This window comes from Cupriavidus sp. UGS-1 (assembly GCF_021213615.1).
Classification (GTDB): domain Bacteria; phylum Pseudomonadota; class Gammaproteobacteria; order Burkholderiales; family Burkholderiaceae; genus Cupriavidus.
In genome coordinates this window covers 381535-399674 of sequence record NZ_JAJQJF010000001.1, presented here as the reverse complement: position 1 = coordinate 399674, position 18140 = coordinate 381535, and the positions used below count along the sequence as shown (strand labels likewise).

The following is an 18140-nucleotide window of genomic DNA, read 5'->3' as shown; positions in this document are numbered from 1 at the left end:
ATGATGCCGATCGACTACGGTATCGTGCCATGCACGTCCCCATCTCCGACCCTGAAGTGCTCGGGCAACTGGTCCGCGCCGCTCGCCTGTCCCAACGGCTCACCCGCGATGAAGTGGCGCGGGGTACAGGCCTGTCACCAACTTTCATCTCCAACGTCGAAGCGGGAAAATCCACGGCCCAATTGGGAAAGGTCCTGCACCTGCTGCGCGAGCTGGGCGTGTTGCTGTCCGCCGAAGCCTTCGATGTCGAACCATGGATGGCGAACCCCAAGACGGTCACCAAACGGCGGGTGCGGAAATGAACGGCGATTCGCGGACGTTGATGGCAAGTGCCAATGGCATCGGGATCGGCAAGCTGGTCGAGGACAACGGCGTCTGGAGCTTTGAATACGACCCGCTGTGGCTGCAGCGCCCAGACCGGTTTGCCTTGTGTCCCGACTTGCCGTTGCAGCCTGGCCGCCAAACGGACGCCAGTACCGATCGCCCGGTGCAATGGTTCTTCGACAACCTCTTGCCGGAGGAAGAGCAACGCGGCTTGTTGGCGACGGCGGCAAGGCTGGACGTCGACGACGCATGGTCGATGCTCGCCTACTACGGGGCCGAGTCCGCTGGCGCCATCACGCTGCTGCCGCCCGGCGCCGACGAGCCGGCGCCCGGGCGCGTTCCTCTTCCGCTGGAAACATTGAACGCGCGGATTCTCGACTTGCCCCGCCGCCCTCTCGATGCGAACGCCCCCAAACACATGTCGGTCGCGGGTGCCCAACACAAGCTCGCCGCGATTCTCGAGGGCGGACCGGGACACTGGAGCATCTGGGAACCCGTCGGCGCGGAACCGTCGACGCATATCCTGAAGCCGGATTCCCGATCCGAGACCTGGCGCCACACCGCGATCAACGAGTTGTTTTGCATGCGGCTGGCCGCACGCGCTGGCCTTCCCGTTCCCGCCACCGCCTTTCTTCGCGTACCGGCGCCCGTGTTCGCCGTGGCGCGATTCGACCGCCGCAGCGCCGATGGGCGGATCTGGCGGCGTCATGTCATCGACGGCATGCAGATACGGGGAAAGAGCCGCGTCCTCAAGTATGCGCAGAGCTCGACTGAGACCGTGAAACAACTGATCGCGCTGACCTTGCAACGCACCGCGTCGCGCCTGGCGCTGTATCGGTGGATCGCCTTCAATGTGCTGATCGGCAATGGCGACGCACACATGAAGAATCTGTCCTTTTTCAGCGGGCCGCGCGGCTATGCGCTCGCGCCTTTCTACGATCTGGTCAGCACCGTGGTCTATGACACGGTCACCTACCGAAACAACGACCCGTTCTGGCCGGACTCCGAATTGACCATGCCGATCGGCAACGCCCGCCATTTCCGCGACATACGCCGTGACGACGTGATACAGGCCGGCGTGGAATTGGGCCTGTCCGAAGGTGGAGCGGCGACCGAACTCGACGCGTTGCTCGCCACGCTGGAACGCGCCAAGGGTGAGGTCGTCGAGCAGGTCGTGGCTGAGGCCCAACCTGATGCAGGTGAAATGCGGATATTGAACTCCATCCTTTTCATGCCGCTCGCGCAGATGTCGAGGCAACTGCAACGCTAGCCGGCGCCCGGACTCGGCGTCAGCCTTGCGCCGAGCGCCCCCCACTCCCCCACCCACCTCGCAATGGCATCGATCGCCGCCGTATCCAGCGGCCGGGTGGTATCCAGCGGAAAGTGGCGCCGGTAGTAAGGGCTCAGGTCCAGGTCGACGCCGAGCCCCATCAGTTCGATCCGCCCCTGGGCCTCGTGGCGGGCCGCCACGTCCTTCAGATGGTCGTCCAGCAGCCGTTCGCCGTTGGCCTGCGCGGTGGCGCGGTCCATCGGGCTGCCGTCGGATACCACCACCAGAAGACGCCGCGACTGCGGGCGGGACAGCAGGCGGGCGCAGGCCCAGTCGACCGCTTCGCCGTCGATGCCTTCGCGAAACAGATCGGCCTTGAACAGCGCGGCGATGCCGGTGCGTGCGCGGCGCCAGCTGGTATCGGCATCCTTGAACACCAGATGGCAGACCTCGTTGAGGCGGCCCGGTGACGGCGGGCGGCCCGCCGCCTGCCAGTCGCGCGCCACGCGGCCGCCGTTCCAGGCGCCGGTGGTGAAGCCGAGCACTTCGGTGGCGAGGCCCGCGGCATCGGCCGCGCGGGTCATCACATCGACCAGCAAGGCGATCTGGTCGACATGCGCCTTCATCGAGCCCGAGCAATCGATCAGGAACGCCAGCACCGCATCGGTGCGAGGCTGCAGGCGGGGCTGGCGGAAGATGCGCGGCTGTCCGCCGGCACAGGCAAGCTGCGCGAGCCGGCTGCGGTCGAGCCGGCCCTCTTCGTCGCCGGACGACCATCCATCGGCGGCCGGCAGCGCGAAGGCCGACGACAACGTGCGAGCGATGCGGACCGGATTGATGCCGCCGCCGACGATGCGCCGGTCCAGGCGTTCGCGCCATGCCTGCAGCGAAGCCTGCCGCGCCAGCGTGGCGGCGCGCAGCTCGCGGTCGTAGCGGGTGGTAAAGGCAGCGTAGGCCGGCGCACGGGCCTCGTTGGCGCGGGCACGAGCACCGCCGGTGCCCGCGCCGCCTGCTTCCTGTAACAACGCCTCGTCCTCGAAGTCGAGCAGCAGCGAGAAGCCGTCGCGCACGGATTCGTGCGCTTCACGCCCATCGTCGTCGGCCAGGCCTGCGCGACGGGCATCGTCGCGCAGCATCCCGGCCACCATCTCCGCCGCGGCCAGCGCGTGTTCGGCAAAGGCGCGCTGGTCGGCGCGCGTGCGCCGCATGCCGGCCAGCGCGGTGCCCAGCGCAGGCACGATCGCCGCGCGCGTGGCCTCGATCAGGTCCTCGGTCTCCTCGACCACCGGCCGGCCCGACAGGCGCGACCAGACCACCTGCGCCACCGTGTAGACCAGGATGCCGAAACGCCCTTCGGTCAGCCCGGAGCGATGGAACGCCAGCGACCATCGTTCGAAGCGGGCGTGAAGGTTGGCGGCCACACCCGGCATGCCGGCGGGCAGATGGGTCTCGCAGCGCAACTGCTCGAACAGTTCAAACAGCAGCCGCGCGACGGGGTCGGCGGGCCGCAGCGCGCGATGCAGGTCCGCATCGCCATGGCGCAGGCGCAGCGCGACGGCGTCCACGCTGCCGCGCAGGTCGGGGAAGGAATCGCGGCCGGCATCGGTCAGCAGGTGCGGCGCCTGCAGCGGCAACGGCCGTTGGCCGCGCCATGGCCTTCCCGCGCGGTAATGCAAGGCGGCGTCCCCCGCCAGCGCGCGCAGCACGGCGGCGCACAACGCCTCGCGCCGGCGCTGCACCGCCGCCGGCAACGGTGGCAGCGCAGGCTCCGCGATCGCGCCGGCCGCGGGGTCCGCGGCCTCGGCGCTCGTCGACGTCGACGTCGACATCGTCAGGCCGCCGCGTCGCCGCAGGGCTCCAGCTCGGTACCGAAGCCGCGCTGGAAATACTCGGCCACGATCGGGCGCTCGCCCGGCTCGCACTTGTTCAGGAAGCTGAGCCGGAACGCCAGCGCCGGATCGCGAAAGATCTGGCAGTTCTCGGCCCAGGCGATCACGGTGCGCGGCGACATCAGCGTCGAGACATCGCCCGCCGCAAACCCCTGGCGCGTCAGCTGCGCGACGCTGACCATCGCGCCAACCAGTTCGCGTCCGGCCGCATCGGCCAGTTCCGGCACGCGTGCCAGCACGATGTCGATCTCCGCCTCGCGCGGCAGATAGTCCAGCGTCGCCACCACGTTCCAGCGGTCGATCTGCGCGTGGTTCAGCAGGTGGGTGCCGTGATACATGCCGGTCAGATTGCCGAGCCCGACCGTGTTGGCGGTCGCGAACAGCCGGAAGAACGGATGCGGCTGGATCACGCGGTTCTGGTCCAGCAGCGTGAACCGTCCATCGCGCTCGAGCACGCGCTGGATCACGAACATCACGTCCGGCCGGCCCGCGTCGTATTCGTCGAAGACCAGCGCGATCGGCCGCTGCAGCGCCCACGGCACGATGCCCTCCTGGAATTCGGTGACCTGCTGGCCGTCGCGCAGCACCACGGTGTCGCGCCCGACCAGGTCCATGCGGCCGATATGCCCATCGAGGTTGACGCGTACGCACGGCCAGTTAAGCCGCGCCGCCACCTGCTCGATATGGGTCGACTTGCCGGTGCCATGCATGCCCTGCACCAGCACCCGGCGGTTGCTGACGAAGCCGGACAGGATCGCCAGCGTGACCTCCGGTTCGAAGCGGTAGCCCGGATCGATCTCCGGCACGTGATCGTCGCGCACGCCGAAGGCCGGCACCCGCATCGCGCTGTCGATGCCGAACACTTCACGCACCGACACCATCCGGTCCGGCGTCACGCTGGCAAGGTCGATCGCCACTTCGGTTTCTCCTGGATAAGGCTGGACTACTTCGACGCGCCGCGCAGGCGCATGCCCGCCGCCGGCTGTTCACGAGGTCATCTTATCCCAGTCTCACTTTCAGGTACAACTCATACCGAATAATGGATTTTCCTATTGACGATGCTCAAGGTCCGTCCTACATTTCAGCCAAACAACAGTTTTCGGTACATACCGTACCGTTTTATGAGTCACAACGATCCCAACCTACCGGAGACCGCAAGCATGTCCGACCACACCCCCACCGCCGGCCCGCAAGCCATGACGCCTTCCGAGGCCTTTGTCGAAACCCTCGCCGCCAACGGCGTGACCGATATGTTCGGCATCATGGGTTCGGCCTTCATGGACGCGATGGACATCTTCGCGCCCGCCGGCATCCGCCTGATCCCGGTCGTGCATGAGCAGGGCGCCGGTCATATGGCCGACGGCTATGCGCGCGTGTCGGGCCGCCACGGCGTCGTGATCGGCCAGAACGGCCCCGGCATCAGCAACTGCGTGACCGCGATTGCCGCGGCCTACTGGGCGCACAGCCCGGTGGTGATCGTCACGCCCGAGGCCGGCACCATGGGCATCGGCCTGGGCGGCTTCCAGGAAGCCAACCAGTTGCCGATGTTCCAGGAGTTCACCAAGTACCAGGGCCACGTCACCAATCCGGCGCGCATGGCCGAATTCACCGGCCGCTGCTTCGATCGCGCGATGGCCGAGATGGGCCCGACCCAACTGAACATTCCGCGCGACTACTTCTACGGCCAGATCAAGGCCGAGATTCCGCAGCCGCGCCGGCTGGACCGCGGCCCGGGCGGCGAGCAGAGCCTGAACGAAGCGGCCGAACTGCTGGCGCAGGCCAAGTTCCCGGTGATCATCTCCGGCGGCGGCGTGGTGATGGCCGATGGCGTCGAGGAATGCAAGGCGCTGGCCGAGCGGCTGGGCGCGCCGGTGGTCAACAGCTATCTGCACAACGACTCCTTCCCCGCGAGCCACCCGCTGTGGTGCGGTCCGCTCGGCTATCAGGGCTCGAAGGCGGCGATGAAGCTGATCTCGCGCGCCGACGTCGTGGTGGCGCTCGGTTCGCGGCTGGGACCGTTCGGCACGCTGCCGCAGCACGGCATGGACTACTGGCCGAAGACGGCCAAGATCATCCAGATCGACGCCGACCACAAGATGCTCGGCCTGGTCAAGAAGATCTCGGTCGGCATCTGCGGCGACGCCAAGGCGGCCGCCGTCGCGCTGACCGAACGGCTGGCCAACCGCACGCTGGCCTGCGACGCGACCCGCGCCGCGCGCGCCGACCAGATCGCTACCGAGAAGGCCGCCTGGGAGAAGGAACTGGACGAGTGGACGCACGAGCGCGACCCGTTCAGCCTGGACATGATCGAGGAGCAGAAGAACGAACGGACGCCGAATGGCGGCACCTACCTGCATCCGCGCCAGGTGCTGCGCGAGCTCGAGAAGGCGATGCCGGCCGACGTGATGGTGTCGACCGACATCGGCAACATCAACTCGGTGGCCAACAGCTATCTGCGCTTCGAGAAGCCGCGCAGCTTCTTCGCGGCGATGAGCTGGGGCAACTGCGGCTACGCCTTCCCGACCATCATCGGCGCCAAGGTCGCGGCGCCGCACCGGCCGGCGATCTCGTACGCCGGTGACGGTGCCTGGGGCATGAGCCTGATGGAGACCATGACCTGCGTACGCCACAACATCCCGGTCACCGCGGTGGTCTTCCACAACCGCCAATGGGGCGCGGAGAAGAAGAACCAGGTCGACTTCTACAATCGCCGCTTCGTCGCCGGCGAGCTGGACAACCCGAGCTTCGCCAACATCGCCCGCGCGATGGGCGCCGAAGGCATCGTGGTCGACCGGCTCGAGGATGTCGGCCCGGCGCTGAAGAAGGCCATCGACCTGCAGATGAACCACGGCAAGACCACCATCGTGGAAATCATGTGCACCCGCGAACTGGGCGATCCGTTCCGCCGCGATGCCTTGTCCAAGCCGGTCCGCCTGCTCGACAAGTACAAGGATTACGTATAACGGAAGCAACGAGGCGCGCGGTGCGGCCCTGCCGCGCCGCGCGATCACGGCCTTCGGGGCCGCCGCAGCAATGCGGCCCCGGACAGACAGAACAAAGACAGCGACGCCGTGACGACACCATCATGAGAAGCACTGGAGACAAAAATTGCTGGATAACCCCGAGGGCTCGCGCGGCCTCAAGCACAGCCTGAAACAGCGCCACATGACGATGATCGCGCTCGGCGGCGTGATCGGTGCCGGACTGTTCGTCGGCAGCGGCGTGGTGATCAAGTCGGCCGGCCCGGCGGCCGTCCTTTCCTTCCTGCTGACCGGCATGCTGGTGGTGCTGGTGATGCGGATGCTGGGCGAGATGGCGTGCGCGCTGCCCACCGTCGGCTCCTTCTACGAATACGCGCGCGAAGCATGGCGCGACAAGCCCCAGACCGGAGCGCTGGCCAGCTTCCTGACCGGCTGGATGTACTGGTACTTCTGGGTCATCGTGGTCGCCATCGAAGCGGTGGCGGGAGCGGACCTGATCCGCTACTGGCTGCCCGACGTTCCGTCCTGGGCCATCAGCCTGGTGCTGCTGGTGATGCTGACGCTGACCAACCTGTTCTCGGTCAAGTCCTTCGGCGAGTTCGAATTCTGGTTCGCGTCGATCAAGGTGGCCGCGATCGTCGTGTTCCTGTTCCTGGCCGGCCTGTTCGTGCTGGGCATGTGGCCCGATACCGCGCCCAGCGTCGCCAACCTGAGCGCGCACGGCGGGTTCGCACCCAACGGCATCATGCCGGTGCTGACCGGCGCCGTCGCCGCGACGGGCTTCTACTTCGGCGCGGAGATCGTCACGATCGCCGCGGCCGAAACCGCGGAGCCGCAGAAGGCGGTGGCCAAGGCGACCCACTCGGTGATCACGCGCGTGCTGGTGTTCTACGTCGGCTCGGTGCTGCTGGTGGTGTGCCTGGTGCCGTGGAACTCGCCGGGCATCGTCACCCCGTACGTCAGCGCGCTCGACGCGATGGGCATCCGTGGCGCCGCCCAGGTGATGAACGCGGTGGTGCTGACCGCGGTGCTGTCGGCGCTGAACTCGGGCCTGTATGCGTCGTCGCGGATGATCTTCGCGCTGACGCGCCGCGGCGATGCACCGGCCGCGCTGGCCAAATTGAACCGCAATGGCGTGCCGGTCCGCGCGATCTTGTTCTCGACGCTGTTCGGTTATGCCGCGGTGGTGATGTCCTACGTGTCGCCCGATACGGTGTTCGCCTTCCTGGTCAACTCCTACGGCACGGTCGCGATCTTCGTCTACATCCTGATCGCGGTATCGCAGCTGCGTCTGCGCGCGCGGCTCGAACGCGAGGCGCCGGAAAAGCTGCGCGTGCGCATGTGGATGTATCCGTATCTGACCTATGTGGCGATCATCGGCATGGCCGGCATCGTGATCGCAATGGCTTTCATTCCGGACCAGCGCAAGCCGCTGCTGCTCGGGGTGGTCAGCCTCGGCATCCTGCTGCTGGTCTACCTGGTGCGTCGGCAGTACCGCCGCGGCGCGGCGTTGCGCGAGAACGAGATCGATCCGCATCAGCAGCATCTGGGCGACATGCCGCGGGCCGAAGTGCATCGGTTTTGACGCTTACAGAGGCTGGCGAGCGCCTTGCCCTCTCCCCAACCCCTCTCCCGCAAGCGGGAGAGGGGGAGACGAGCCCCGAACGCTGCGACATATCAAACGCCGATGACGCGCTCCCCGCTCCCGCCATGCGGGAGAGGGGCTGGGGGAGAGGGTCAGCGTTTCCACCAGCGGCAAACGCTGGCCCAATCGATTCCATCCAACTGGCCCTACAGCGCGTCCCGGCGCTTCCCTATGCTGGGAACGTGCAAAGGACCTGGTCCGCTGCCGCGCGGACCGCAACAACATCGAGGAGATTCAAGTGGAGTACGCAAGCAAGCAGGCCGGCACCGAAGCCATCGTCGCGCCCGACAGCAACCCGTCCGGACAGCAGGCCGGTGGCGCCAGCGGCGGCGTCACCGCCGCCACGCTGCAGGCCTTCAGCGACGCCTGGAACCGCCACGACATCGACGCGCTGATGTCGTTCATGACCGACGACTGCGTGTTCCACGCGGTGGCCGGCGGCGAGCTGTTCGGCCGCACGTTCAGCGGCCGCGAAGCGGTGCGCGAGGGCTTCCAGCTGGCGTGGCAGACCTTCCCCGACGCCGCCTGGCTCGACGGCGAGCATTTCGTCTGCGGCGACCGCGGCGTCAGCGAATCGACGTTCCGCGGCACCAAAGCCGACGGCTCGCGCATCGAGGCGCGCATGGTCGACGTGTTCACCTTCCGCGACGGCAAGATCGCGGTCAAGAACGCCTATCGCAAGGACCGTCCCGCGCTGGCGGCCGGTTCGCGCGGCTGATCGAACGCGTCGACAAACGCGTCGCCAACAGGAGCGCAGCGATGGAAGCCATTGCCGATATCACCGCCATCGGACGGGAGAACGGGACGCCGGGCCAGGCCGGTGGCCACACCGGACAAAACCGGGCAACCGGTCCGTCCCGGCCCTACGATCCCGCCTACGACCCGCTGGTCGCGCCGACGCCCGGCCAGGGCCGCGACTACGCGCCGACCTACTGGATCGGCACCGCCGGCGAGCCGCCGCCCGACGACGGTCCGATCACGCACGACGTCGACGTCGATGTCGCGATCATCGGCTCGGGTTTCACCGGGCTGACCTGCGCGATCTTCCTGGCGCAGGAACACGGCATCAAGGCCACCGTGCTGGAAGCGAACCGCGTCAGCTGGGGTTGCAGCACGCGCAACGGCGGGCAGGCGCAATGCGCGTCGGGCCGGCTCAAGCGCTCGCAATGGATCCAGCGCTACGGCCTGGACGCCGCGCTGCGGCTGCACGAGGAAGTGTGCGCCGGCATGGAGACCTTCAAGACGCTGATCCGCGATATCGACTGCGATCCGCAGCCCGGCGGCCACCTGTACATCGCGCACCGTCCCGAGGCGATGCCGGCGCTGGAGAAGGAGGCCAAGCTGCTGCGCGAGGTCTTCCACTACGACGCCCGCATTCTCGATGCCGATACCGTCAAGCGCGAATACGTCGACGACAAGGAGGCGGCCGGGGCGATGCACGAGCCCGAAGGCATCGGCATCCATGCCGGCAAGCTGGCCTTCGGCTATCTGCGCCGCGCCCGCGCGCTGGGCGCGACCGTGCACCCGTCGAGCCCGGTGCTCGACTGGACCACGCGCGACGGCGTGCACTATCTGCGCACGCCGGGCGGCATCGTGCGGGCGCGCGCGGTGGGCGTCGCGACCGGCGGCTATACCTCGCAGAACCTGCATCCACATCTGAAGAACCGGCTGTTCCCGATCCTGTCGAACTCGATCGTGACGCGGCCGCTGACGCCCGATGAAATCGCGGCCTGCAACTTCCGCACGACGCAGGTGATCACCGACACCCGCATCCTGCGCCATTACTATCGCTTGATGCCCGACGGCCGCCTGCAGATCGGCAGCCGCAGCGCGATCACCGGCACCGACGCGCCGCGGCCCCAATACGAGCAGAAGCTGGTCGACGACATGGTGCGCAAGTTCCCGGCGCTCAAGGGCATTCCGATCGACTACTCGTGGTGGGGATGGGTCGACGTCAGCCACGACATGATGCCGCGCATCTTCCGGCCCGATCCCGCGCAGACGATCTATTACGCGATGGGCTATGGCGGCAACGGCGTCATGTATTCGGCCCAGGCCGGCCGGCGCATGGCCGCGATGATTGCGGGCAAGAACCCGGGACCGGAGCTGCCGATCTTCCGCTCGGCGCTGCCGTTCCCCAATGTGCGCGAGTGGGTCGAGTCGCCGGCGTTCGCACCGTTCCGGCGGCTGGGGCAGCGGTTCCTGTACCACTGGTATCACTTGAAGGATGATGTGCTGTAGTTGAGGCGCTTGCCAGCGCGGCGCGACGGGCCAACCGCCAACGCGCTCCCTCTCCCTACTTGTGGGAGAGGGTTGGGGAGAGGGCCAGGCGGTCGAGCGCGCGATATCGCTGTTGCGTGCCCCCTCTCCCCCAGCCCCTCTCCCGCAAGCGGAGAGGGAAGCAAAGCCATCAGCGACGCATCGCCTTCGATCACCGGCTTTCCACCCATACCCCCTCCCCGCCCCATATCCGATAATGCTTCCCGATCCAAGGACGAAACCGGCGATACGGAGCGCGAACGGCATGGCCACGGCGGGCAAGGGAAACACCTTCTGGAATCGGCTGCTGCAATTGCCCGCCGACTCGGCGCTGAGCCTGCAGGCGCAGCTGCGCCAGCAGATCGTCTCCGCCATCCTGTCGCGGCAATTGCCCGAAGGCAGCGCGCTGCCGTCGAGCCGCGAACTGGCGGCGACGCTGGGCATCGCGCGCAATACCGTGATCCTGGCCTTCCAGCAGCTGGTCGACGAGCACTTCCTCGAAACGCGGCCGCGGCGCGGTTACTTCGTCGTCCAGCAATTGCCCAGCGTGGCGCCACCGGCGTCCACGGCGAACGCCGACACGGCGGCCCGCAGCGACGGCGGCAGCGAGACGCCCGGCCCCGACTGGAGCGAACGGCTGCCCGATATCAGCGGCCTGCGCGCCATCGTCAAGCCCAACGACTGGCAGAACTATCCGTATCCGTTCATCTATGGACAGTTCGACCCGGCGCTGTTTCCGACCGCGGACTGGCGCGAATGCTCGCGCATGGCGCTGGCCGTGCTGGAGATCCGTGGCTGGGCCTCCGACCTGATCGACCGCGACGATCCGCTGCTGATCGAGCAGTTGCAGCGCCACGTGCTGCCGCGCCGCGGGGTCTGGGCCAATCCGGACGAGATCATGGTCACGCTGGGCGCGCAGCATGCGCTCTATCTGCTGGCCGATCTGCTGATGCGCGACGCGGTGGTCGGCCTGGAGGAACCGGGCTACAGCGATGCGCGCGCGATCTTCGGCATGCGGGCGCGCGAGGTGGTGCCGCTGCCGGTCGACGACTCGGGCCTGCGTCCCAAGGGTGAGCTGGCGCGCTGCGACTATGCCTTCGTCACACCCAGCTACCAGTGCCCGACCACGGTCACGATGCCGCTGGACCGGCGTGAGGCGCTGCTGGCCGAGGCGCACCGGCACGACGTCGTGCTGATCGAGGACGACTACGACACCGAGAATCCGGCACTGACACAGCCGATTCCCGCGCTGAAGAGCCTGGATCGAGAGGGCCGCGTGATCTATGTCGGCAGCCTGTCGAAGTCCTTCGTGCCCGGCATCCGGCTCGGCTATATCGTCGCGCCGAGCTCGGTGATCCGCCAGGCGCGGGCGCTGCGGCGCTACATGCTCCGGCACCCGCCTGCCAACAACCAGCGCGCCACCGCACTGTTCATCTCGCTGGGCCACCACGACGCGCTGCTGCGGCGGGTCGCCCCGATCTTCCAGCGCCGCGCGGCCGTGCTCCGCGACATGCTGGCGCGGCATCTGCCGCAATGCCGCGTCCAGAATTCGCCGGGCGCGTCATCGTTCTGGGTCGAGGGACCGCCGGGCCTCGACGCGCGCAAGCTCGGCGATATCGCGCTGCGGCATGGCGTGATCATCGAGCCCGGCGACGTGTTCTTTGCCACCGACGGACCTTCGCCGCACTTCCGCCTCGGCTACACCGGAATCGCCGAGGAACGGATCGAGGAAGGCGTGCGGCTGCTGGCCCAGCTGATCGAGCACGAGCGGCGGCGCTGAGGCACGGCACCGCCCGCTGTTCCCTTGCCGGCAGGCTGCCCGCGCAGCACATCAAGTGCCGAGCCTAGGGCAAACCCCGATCCGATGGCGGCGCGATTGTCCGCGCGGGGACAATCTGCACCTCGCCTCCCGTCTATTCTTCCTTCGGACCGCCCCCAGCAGCAGCAACAGCAGCAACAGCAGCAGCCGCTCGAGTCCGTGCCAGACCGGTGTCGAGGGACAGGTCGCGCCCGTCCTGGCCTGACTCCACGACATCGAAGGAGACGACATGGCACAGACTTTCGCTTTCCGTTGGCATCGTATCGCCCTGACTGCTGTCGCGATGGCCGCGCTGGCCGCCTGCGGCGGCAGCGACGACGACCACAAACCCGGGCCGTCGGCCTCGGCCAATGCCGAGCAGGCGTGTTCGCAGCTCGCGGGCAAGACCGTCGCCGGCGCGACGGTCACGGCGGCCGCGACCGTCGCGGCAAGCGGGCCCCAACCGCTGTTCTGCAAGGTCAACGCGACCATCGCACCGCGACTGAACCTGGAACTGCGGCTCCCCGATCGGTGGAACGGCAAGCTGTATTACGGCGGCGGCGGCGGTTACAACGGGTCGATCCCCGGCATCGACGTTCCCACCAACCTGACCGCGTTGAAACAGGGCTACGCCACCGTCAACAGCGACTCGGGGCATGCCGGCAACGTGCTGTCAGCGGACTTCGCGCTCGACGATCCGCACGCCGCCGCGCTGTTCGGCCATCAGTCGGTACCGACGGTGATGTCGTCGGCGCGGCAGATGCTGCAAACCGCCTATGGCAAGGCGCCGGAGCGGTCCTACTTCGAGGGCTGCTCCAATGGCGGCCGTGAGGCGCTGATGGCGGCGCAGCGCAATCCGGACCTGTTCGACGGCATCATCGCCCGCGCGCCGGCCTACAACTGGGTCGGCTTCATGGGCGCCTTCAATCGCAATGCCAAGGCCCTCGCCGCTCCGGGCGGCATGCTGGGCGCGCCAAAGATCAATTTGCTCGCCAAGGCGGTGCGGGATGCCTGCGATGCGCAGGATGGCATCGCGGACGGCGTCGTTTCCAATCCGCGGTCGTGCAGCTTCGATCCGGCGGTGCTTCGCTGTGCCGGCGGCACGGATGGCGGGGACGCCTGCCTGTCGGACGCGCAACTGGCGGCGGTGCAATCGTGGACCTCGCCTGCGGTGTGGGCCAACGGCGCCTATTCCAATGCCGGCTGGGCGCTGAGCGGCAACGAGGACGACCCGGGAGCGTGGGGCGCCTGGCTGACCGGGAACGGCAACCTGAACGTCGCGCTGCAGTTCCTGTTTCAGGACACGACGGTCAAGAACTATCTGGCGCGCGACCGCTCACAGAACTCGCTGACCTATACGTGGGACAGCAACGTCGCCGCGCTGGCCAATCTGTCGAACCTCAACGACGCAACCAATACCGACCTGCGGCCATTGAAGAACAGCAACGCCAAGCTGATCCTCTGGCATGGCACCAACGATGCCGCGTTGAGCTTCAAGGCCACCGACGCCTATTACGAAGGGATGGTCGCCGCGGTCGGCGGGCAGGCATCGGCCGACGCGTTCGTGCGCTACTACCGGGCACCGGGCGTCAATCATTGCGCCGGCGGCCCGGGTGCGGACCAGACCGACCTGCTGACGGCGCTCGATACCTGGGTCACCAAAGGCTCCGCGCCGGGTACGCTGACGGCGACGAAGGAGAACAACGGCGCGACCGCGTTCTCGCGTCCGCTGTGCCGCTATCCGCAGTATCCGCGTTATACGGGACCGGCCAACGACGCGGCGGCGGCGGCGCAGGCGTCGAACTATACGTGCACAGCGCCGTAAACGTGCTTCGGCGCCTGCGCGCTGGACGACTTGCTCCCCTCTCCCGCGCGGCGGGAGAGGGGTTGGGGGAGAGGGGGCCCGCAGGAGCGATATCACGAATACGACCGCCGCTGCCCTCTCCCCCACCCCTCTCCCACAAATGGGAGAGGGGAGCCTTCCACCAGCGCTTCCGCTACATCGTCCCACCGCGAACGCCCAGGTCCGTGGTGACTACGCTCTAGCGCCCGTCTCGGCGGTTCCCGTCATCCCGCCCCACATCGCCGCCGGATTCCACGTGAAGTACCGCATCCACGCGTCCAGCCAGCGTCCCTGCATGTCAGCGCCGATTTCCCAGGCGGTCTGCCCGTACTTCGTCGCCATCGACAGCGCCGGTGCCGGCGCGGTGATCTGCTGCGCGAGGCGCTCGTCGGGGTTCCACTTCCAGGCCCACGACGTCCACTGGAAGCCCGCCTCCTCCATCAACGCCGCATAGAAGCTCCAGCCCAGCGCGGTCAGCTTCAGGTAGTCGCGCGCCAGCATGGTGGAAGCGTCGGGCACTTCGGTGACCGCGGGAATCGGCCGCTGCTCGGCCAGGCGCTCGGTGGTCACATCGGTCACATCGGTGACGTCGCTGATCGCGTGGGTGCGAGGTGCTTTGCTCTTCATCGTCATGCTCCTTGGAAGTCGCCGGACGGCGAGGGAAAAGAAGCCGAGCGGTACGCAAGAACGGCGCCAGCGGCATCGCGCCCGCAGCGTCGCGCACGCGTAGGGAGCATTTACACGGCTTGTACGCGGGCCCGTGCACGATCTTCCAGCCTGCGGGAAGCCGACGAAATGACGTGATCGAAACCGCGCGGCATGGTGCGGCGCCATCGATGGCACGGTCGATGCGTCAATGCGAGCACGATCGCGAACAGAGCTGCGCCAGACCAATCGCGCCTCGATCCCGCCATGATGCCTCCCCTCTTCGACAGCCCCGAACAACAACCCGAACGCTACCGGCAGCGGATGGTCGAGCTGCAGATCGCCGCGCGCGGCATTCAGGATCCCGCGGTACTGGCGGCGATGCGCGAGGTGCCGCGCGAGCGCTTCGTGCCGGACGCGCTGCGCCAATCCGCCTATGACGACGCGCCGCTGTCGATCGGCTCCGGCCAGACCATCTCGCAGCCCTATATCGTCGCGCGCATGGTCGAAGCCGCGCGGCTGCATCCCGCCTCCCGCGTGCTCGAGATCGGCACCGGTTCCGGGTATGCGGCCGCGGTGATGGCACGCATCGCGGCCCGCGTCATCACGCTGGAGCGCTGGCGGCGGCTGGCCGAGCGGGCCAGCGACGTGCTGCGCGCGCTGGGCTTCGACAACGTCGAAGTGCACCTGGCCGACGGCACCGCCGGCTGGGAAGCGGGCGCGCCGTACGACGCCATCGTTTCCGCCGCGGCCAGCCCCGATATCCCCGCCGCGTGGCTGGCACAACTGGCACCGGGCGGCACGCTGGTGATGCCGCACGGCCATCCGGGCCATGCGCAACGGCTGCTGCGTATCGGCAAGCGCGAGGACGGCACGCTCGAGCGCGAGGATCTCGCCGGCGTGGCCTTCGTGCCGCTGGTCGCACGCACGGCCGAGGACGCCGGCAACGAAACGCCCAGCGACTGAAGTCGATCGACCCGACGACGATCGACCAGACGACGATCGACACCATCGACAATCCACGGAGGACCGACATGACCAGCGCACTGCACGATCCCGTCACCGGCCAGGTGCTCGCCGACAGCGATATCGTCGAACGGATCGCCGAGGCCGCCGAGCGTCTGCCGGCCATCGACGATCCGGGATTCGCCGCGGTGGTGGACCGGTTTGCCGATTGCCGCGTGGTGTTGCTCGGGGAATCGACGCACGGCACCGCGCAGTTCTACGATGCCCGCGCGGCCTTCACGCGACGGCTGATCGAGCGGCACGGCTTTCGCATCGTCGCGGTCGAGGCCGACTGGCCCGATGCCGCGGCGATCGACCGCTATGTCCGCCAGCTGCCGGCGGCCGAGCACCAGGAACCGCCGTTCCGGCGCTTTCCAACCTGGATGTGGCGCAATACATCGGTCGAGGCGCTGGTCGAATGGATGCGCGGCTACAACGCCGAACGCGCGCCGGATACGCGCGCAGGCTTCTTCGGCCTGGACATCTACAGCCTGGGCAGCTCGATCGCCACCGTGCTCGGCTATCTGAACCGCGTCGATCCCGACGGCGCGCGCGAGGCGCGCGAGCGCTACGGCTGCCTGCTGCCGTGGCGCGAAGACCCGTCGCGCTATGGGCGCGCGGTGCTGACCGGCCGCGCGCGCGATTGCGAGGACGAAGTCATCGCCCAGCTGCAGGCGCTGCTGGAGCGCCAGCTCGACTATGCGACGCGTGGCAAGGAGCCGTTCTTCGACGCCGCGCAGAACGCGCACCTGGTCGCCTCGGCCGAGCAGTACTACCGGCTGATGTACTACGGCGGCCCCGAAAGCTGGAACCTGCGCGACACCCATATGTTCGACACGCTGGCGCGGCTGCTGGACACCCATGCGCCCGGCGCCAAGGCCGTGGTATGGGCGCACAACTCGCATATCGGCGATGCCGACGCGACCGCGATGGGCCGCGACCACGGCGAGACCAATATCGGCCGGCTGTGCCGAGCCCGCTTCGGCAAGCAAGCAGCGCTGATCGGCCTTTCCACGTCGCGCGGCACCGTCGCCGCGGCGTCCGACTGGGATGGCCCGATGCAGGTGATGGACGTGGTGCCCGCGCGCGCCGACAGCTACGAGGCGCTGTTCCAGCGCACCGGCATCGACCGCTGCTTCATCGACCTGCGCGAAGGCGTCCACGAGCAGGCGCGCGCGCTGCTGACGGTGCCGCGCCAGGAACGCTTCATCGGCGTCGTGTACCGGCCCGATACCGAGTTCGCCAGCCACTATGCGTTCGCCTGCCTGCCGCAGCAGTTCGATGCACTCGCCTGGTTCGATCGGACCGACGCGGTGACGCCGTTGCCCACCGCGGCGCGCACCGGCATGCCGGACACGTATCCGTTCGGCCTGTAGCGCCGCTCGCCAACGCCGGCCGCCGCTGCGGCGGGGCTTAGAATGCGGCACCGGCACGCCATGCACGGCATCGCCCATCGACCGACCCGCGAGAGAGAACCCGGTGCGCTACGAATTGACGGACCTTCGGCTGTTCCAGGCCATCGCTGAATCGCAAAGCCTGTCCGGCGGCGCCGCCGCCATCCATATCACCGCATCGGCGGCCAGCTATCGGCTGAAGAACCTCGAGCTGGCGCTGGGCACGCCGCTGTTCCTGCGCGCGGCGCGCGGCATGGAGCTGACGGCGGCCGGCACCGCGCTGCTCGGCCACGTGCGCGAGCTGCTGCGCGGCCTCGAACGAATGCATGGCGAGCTGGGCCGGTTTTCCGCGGGATTGAAGGGCAATATCCGCCTGATCGCCAACAGCAGTTCGCTGAACGGCTTCATCCTGCCCAGCGTCGGCCGCTTCCTGAACGCCCATCCCGAGGTCAATATCGATCTGGAGGAGCGGGCCAGCCGCGAGATCGCGGCCGCCATCGCCGCTGGCGAGGCCGACGTCGGCGTGCAGGCCGGCGACGTGGAGACGCAGGGCGTGCGCTGGATGCCGTATGCGGTCGACGAGTTGATGCTGGCGGTGCCGGCCGATCATCCGCTGGCGCGCGAGGCCGAGGCGCAGCCCGGCGGCGTGCGCTTCGGCGCGGCGCTGGAGCACGACTTCGTCTGCCCGGGCCGCGATACCAGCAATGTGGTGTTCCTGCGGGATACCGCGCACCGGCTGGGGCGCTCGCCCAACGTCCGCCTGCATGCGCCGACCTTCGACGCGGTGCTGGCGCTGGTCGAGGCCGGCGTCGGGCTGGCGCTGGTGCCGCGCAGCGTCGCCGCGGCCTCGTTGCGCGACGGCCGTGTGGTTGGCGTACGGCTGGCCGAGGACTGGGCGCGACGCCAGCTGAATCTGGTGCTGCCGGCCGCCGGCAAGCTGCCCGCCTTCGCCGAGGCCTTTGCCGAGTTCTTGCTGGGCGATCCGCACGTGGCGGCGACGCGGGACGCACAGCCGTGACGAGACGAGGGCCCGGCCGTACCGTTGAATTGCCACGAACGGTGGCTTGAAGACATTCGACTGGTTGGC

The 18140-nt window shown here is 68.1% G+C and carries 14 protein-coding genes; 11 read left to right on the top strand and 3 right to left on the bottom strand.

Annotated elements, in window-relative coordinates:
- Positions 1-29: 29 nt before the first annotated feature.
- Together LRR16_RS01695 and LRR16_RS01690 are read left to right on the top strand one after the other, a co-directional pair.
- Positions 30-302, top strand: a complete 273-nt coding sequence (locus LRR16_RS01695; RefSeq protein WP_082928562.1) for a helix-turn-helix domain-containing protein — start codon at positions 30-32, stop codon at positions 300-302.
- Entirely contained in the window at positions 299-1594 is a 1296-nt protein-coding gene (locus LRR16_RS01690; RefSeq protein WP_232204602.1) for a HipA domain-containing protein, read from the top strand. The genes LRR16_RS01695 and LRR16_RS01690 overlap by 4 nt, the downstream gene beginning before the upstream one ends.
- Here the strand turns inward: LRR16_RS01690 and LRR16_RS01685 are convergent.
- Together LRR16_RS01685 and LRR16_RS01680 are read right to left on the bottom strand one after the other, a co-directional pair.
- Positions 1591-3423 carry a cobalt chelatase gene (locus LRR16_RS01685; protein ID WP_232204601.1) on the bottom strand — a complete coding sequence of 611 codons (1833 nt, stop codon included), beginning with the start codon at positions 3421-3423 and terminating at the stop codon, positions 1591-1593. The genes LRR16_RS01690 and LRR16_RS01685 overlap by 4 nt on opposite strands.
- Before the next feature lie 2 nt (positions 3424-3425).
- Positions 3426-4400: an AAA family ATPase gene (locus LRR16_RS01680; RefSeq protein ID WP_370646732.1), complete on the bottom strand. Its 975-nt coding sequence runs from the start codon at positions 4398-4400 to the stop codon at positions 3426-3428.
- Between the two features lie 243 nt (positions 4401-4643).
- On the opposite strand from LRR16_RS01680, the gene xsc reads away from it, so the two are divergent.
- From xsc to LRR16_RS01650, 6 genes are all read left to right on the top strand, one after another.
- A complete protein-coding gene (gene xsc / locus LRR16_RS01675; protein WP_064576374.1) occupies positions 4644-6446 on the top strand; it encodes a sulfoacetaldehyde acetyltransferase in 1803 nt (600 codons plus the stop codon).
- Between the two features lie 202 nt (positions 6447-6648).
- Positions 6649-8049, top strand: coding sequence for an amino acid permease (locus LRR16_RS01670; protein ID WP_232204715.1), 1401 nt, complete (start codon positions 6649-6651; stop codon positions 8047-8049).
- 406 nt (positions 8050-8455) lie between these two features.
- Positions 8456-8827 (top strand): nuclear transport factor 2 family protein, encoded by a 372-nt coding sequence (locus LRR16_RS01665; RefSeq protein WP_043437690.1) that lies wholly within the window; start codon positions 8456-8458, stop codon positions 8825-8827.
- Positions 8828-8868: 41 nt separating this feature from the next.
- On the top strand, positions 8869-10350 hold the full coding sequence (locus tag LRR16_RS01660; protein ID WP_231906472.1) for an FAD-binding oxidoreductase: 1482 nt from the start codon (positions 8869-8871) through the stop codon (positions 10348-10350).
- A 283-nt stretch (positions 10351-10633) separates the two neighbouring features.
- Positions 10634-12148: a PLP-dependent aminotransferase family protein gene (locus tag LRR16_RS01655; protein WP_232204600.1), complete on the top strand. Its 1515-nt coding sequence runs from the start codon at positions 10634-10636 to the stop codon at positions 12146-12148.
- Between the two features lie 268 nt (positions 12149-12416).
- The gene (locus LRR16_RS01650; protein WP_064576371.1) at positions 12417-13991 is read left to right on the top strand and encodes a tannase/feruloyl esterase family alpha/beta hydrolase; all 1575 of its coding nucleotides are present in this window, start codon (positions 12417-12419) and stop codon (positions 13989-13991) included.
- A gap of 210 nt (positions 13992-14201) precedes the next feature.
- Here the strand turns inward: LRR16_RS01650 and LRR16_RS01645 are convergent, their stop codons facing one another.
- Positions 14202-14636, bottom strand: coding sequence for a hypothetical protein (locus LRR16_RS01645; RefSeq protein WP_064576370.1), 435 nt, complete (start codon positions 14634-14636; stop codon positions 14202-14204).
- 285 nt (positions 14637-14921) lie between these two features.
- On the opposite strand from LRR16_RS01645, the gene LRR16_RS01640 reads away from it, so the two are divergent.
- The 3 genes from LRR16_RS01640 to LRR16_RS01630 all read left to right on the top strand — a co-directional run bounded on the left by LRR16_RS01640 (position 14922) and on the right by LRR16_RS01630 (position 18071).
- A complete protein-coding gene (locus tag LRR16_RS01640; protein ID WP_232204599.1) occupies positions 14922-15620 on the top strand; it encodes a protein-L-isoaspartate(D-aspartate) O-methyltransferase in 699 nt (232 codons plus the stop codon).
- A gap of 68 nt (positions 15621-15688) precedes the next feature.
- On the top strand, positions 15689-17035 hold the full coding sequence (locus LRR16_RS01635; protein WP_232204598.1) for an erythromycin esterase family protein: 1347 nt from the start codon (positions 15689-15691) through the stop codon (positions 17033-17035).
- Between the two features lie 103 nt (positions 17036-17138).
- Positions 17139-18071: a LysR family transcriptional regulator gene (locus LRR16_RS01630; RefSeq protein WP_232204597.1), complete on the top strand. Its 933-nt coding sequence runs from the start codon at positions 17139-17141 to the stop codon at positions 18069-18071.
- Positions 18072-18140: the final 69 nt, after the last annotated feature.

Bases quoted from the DNA above. Each gene is read 5' to 3' on its own strand.
- xsc (WP_064576374.1), top strand. From the start codon at position 4,644: ATGTCCGACCACACCCCCACCGCCGGCCCGCAAGCCATGACGCCTTCC.
- LRR16_RS01660 (WP_231906472.1), top strand. From the start codon at position 8,869: ATGGAAGCCATTGCCGATATCACCGCCATCGGACGGGAGAACGGGACG.
- LRR16_RS01695 (WP_082928562.1), top strand. From the start codon at position 30: ATGCACGTCCCCATCTCCGACCCTGAAGTGCTCGGGCAACTGGTCCGC.
- LRR16_RS01690 (WP_232204602.1), top strand. From the start codon at position 299: ATGAACGGCGATTCGCGGACGTTGATGGCAAGTGCCAATGGCATCGGG.
- LRR16_RS01655 (WP_232204600.1), top strand. From the start codon at position 10,634: ATGGCCACGGCGGGCAAGGGAAACACCTTCTGGAATCGGCTGCTGCAA.
- LRR16_RS01635 (WP_232204598.1), top strand. From the start codon at position 15,689: ATGACCAGCGCACTGCACGATCCCGTCACCGGCCAGGTGCTCGCCGAC.
- LRR16_RS01645 (WP_064576370.1), bottom strand. From the start codon at position 14,636: ATGAAGAGCAAAGCACCTCGCACCCACGCGATCAGCGACGTCACCGAT.
- LRR16_RS01685 (WP_232204601.1), bottom strand. From the start codon at position 3,423: ATGTCGACGTCGACGTCGACGAGCGCCGAGGCCGCGGACCCCGCGGCC.
- LRR16_RS01640 (WP_232204599.1), top strand. From the start codon at position 14,922: ATGATGCCTCCCCTCTTCGACAGCCCCGAACAACAACCCGAACGCTAC.
- LRR16_RS01650 (WP_064576371.1), top strand. From the start codon at position 12,417: ATGGCACAGACTTTCGCTTTCCGTTGGCATCGTATCGCCCTGACTGCT.
- LRR16_RS01670 (WP_232204715.1), top strand. From the start codon at position 6,649: ATGACGATGATCGCGCTCGGCGGCGTGATCGGTGCCGGACTGTTCGTC.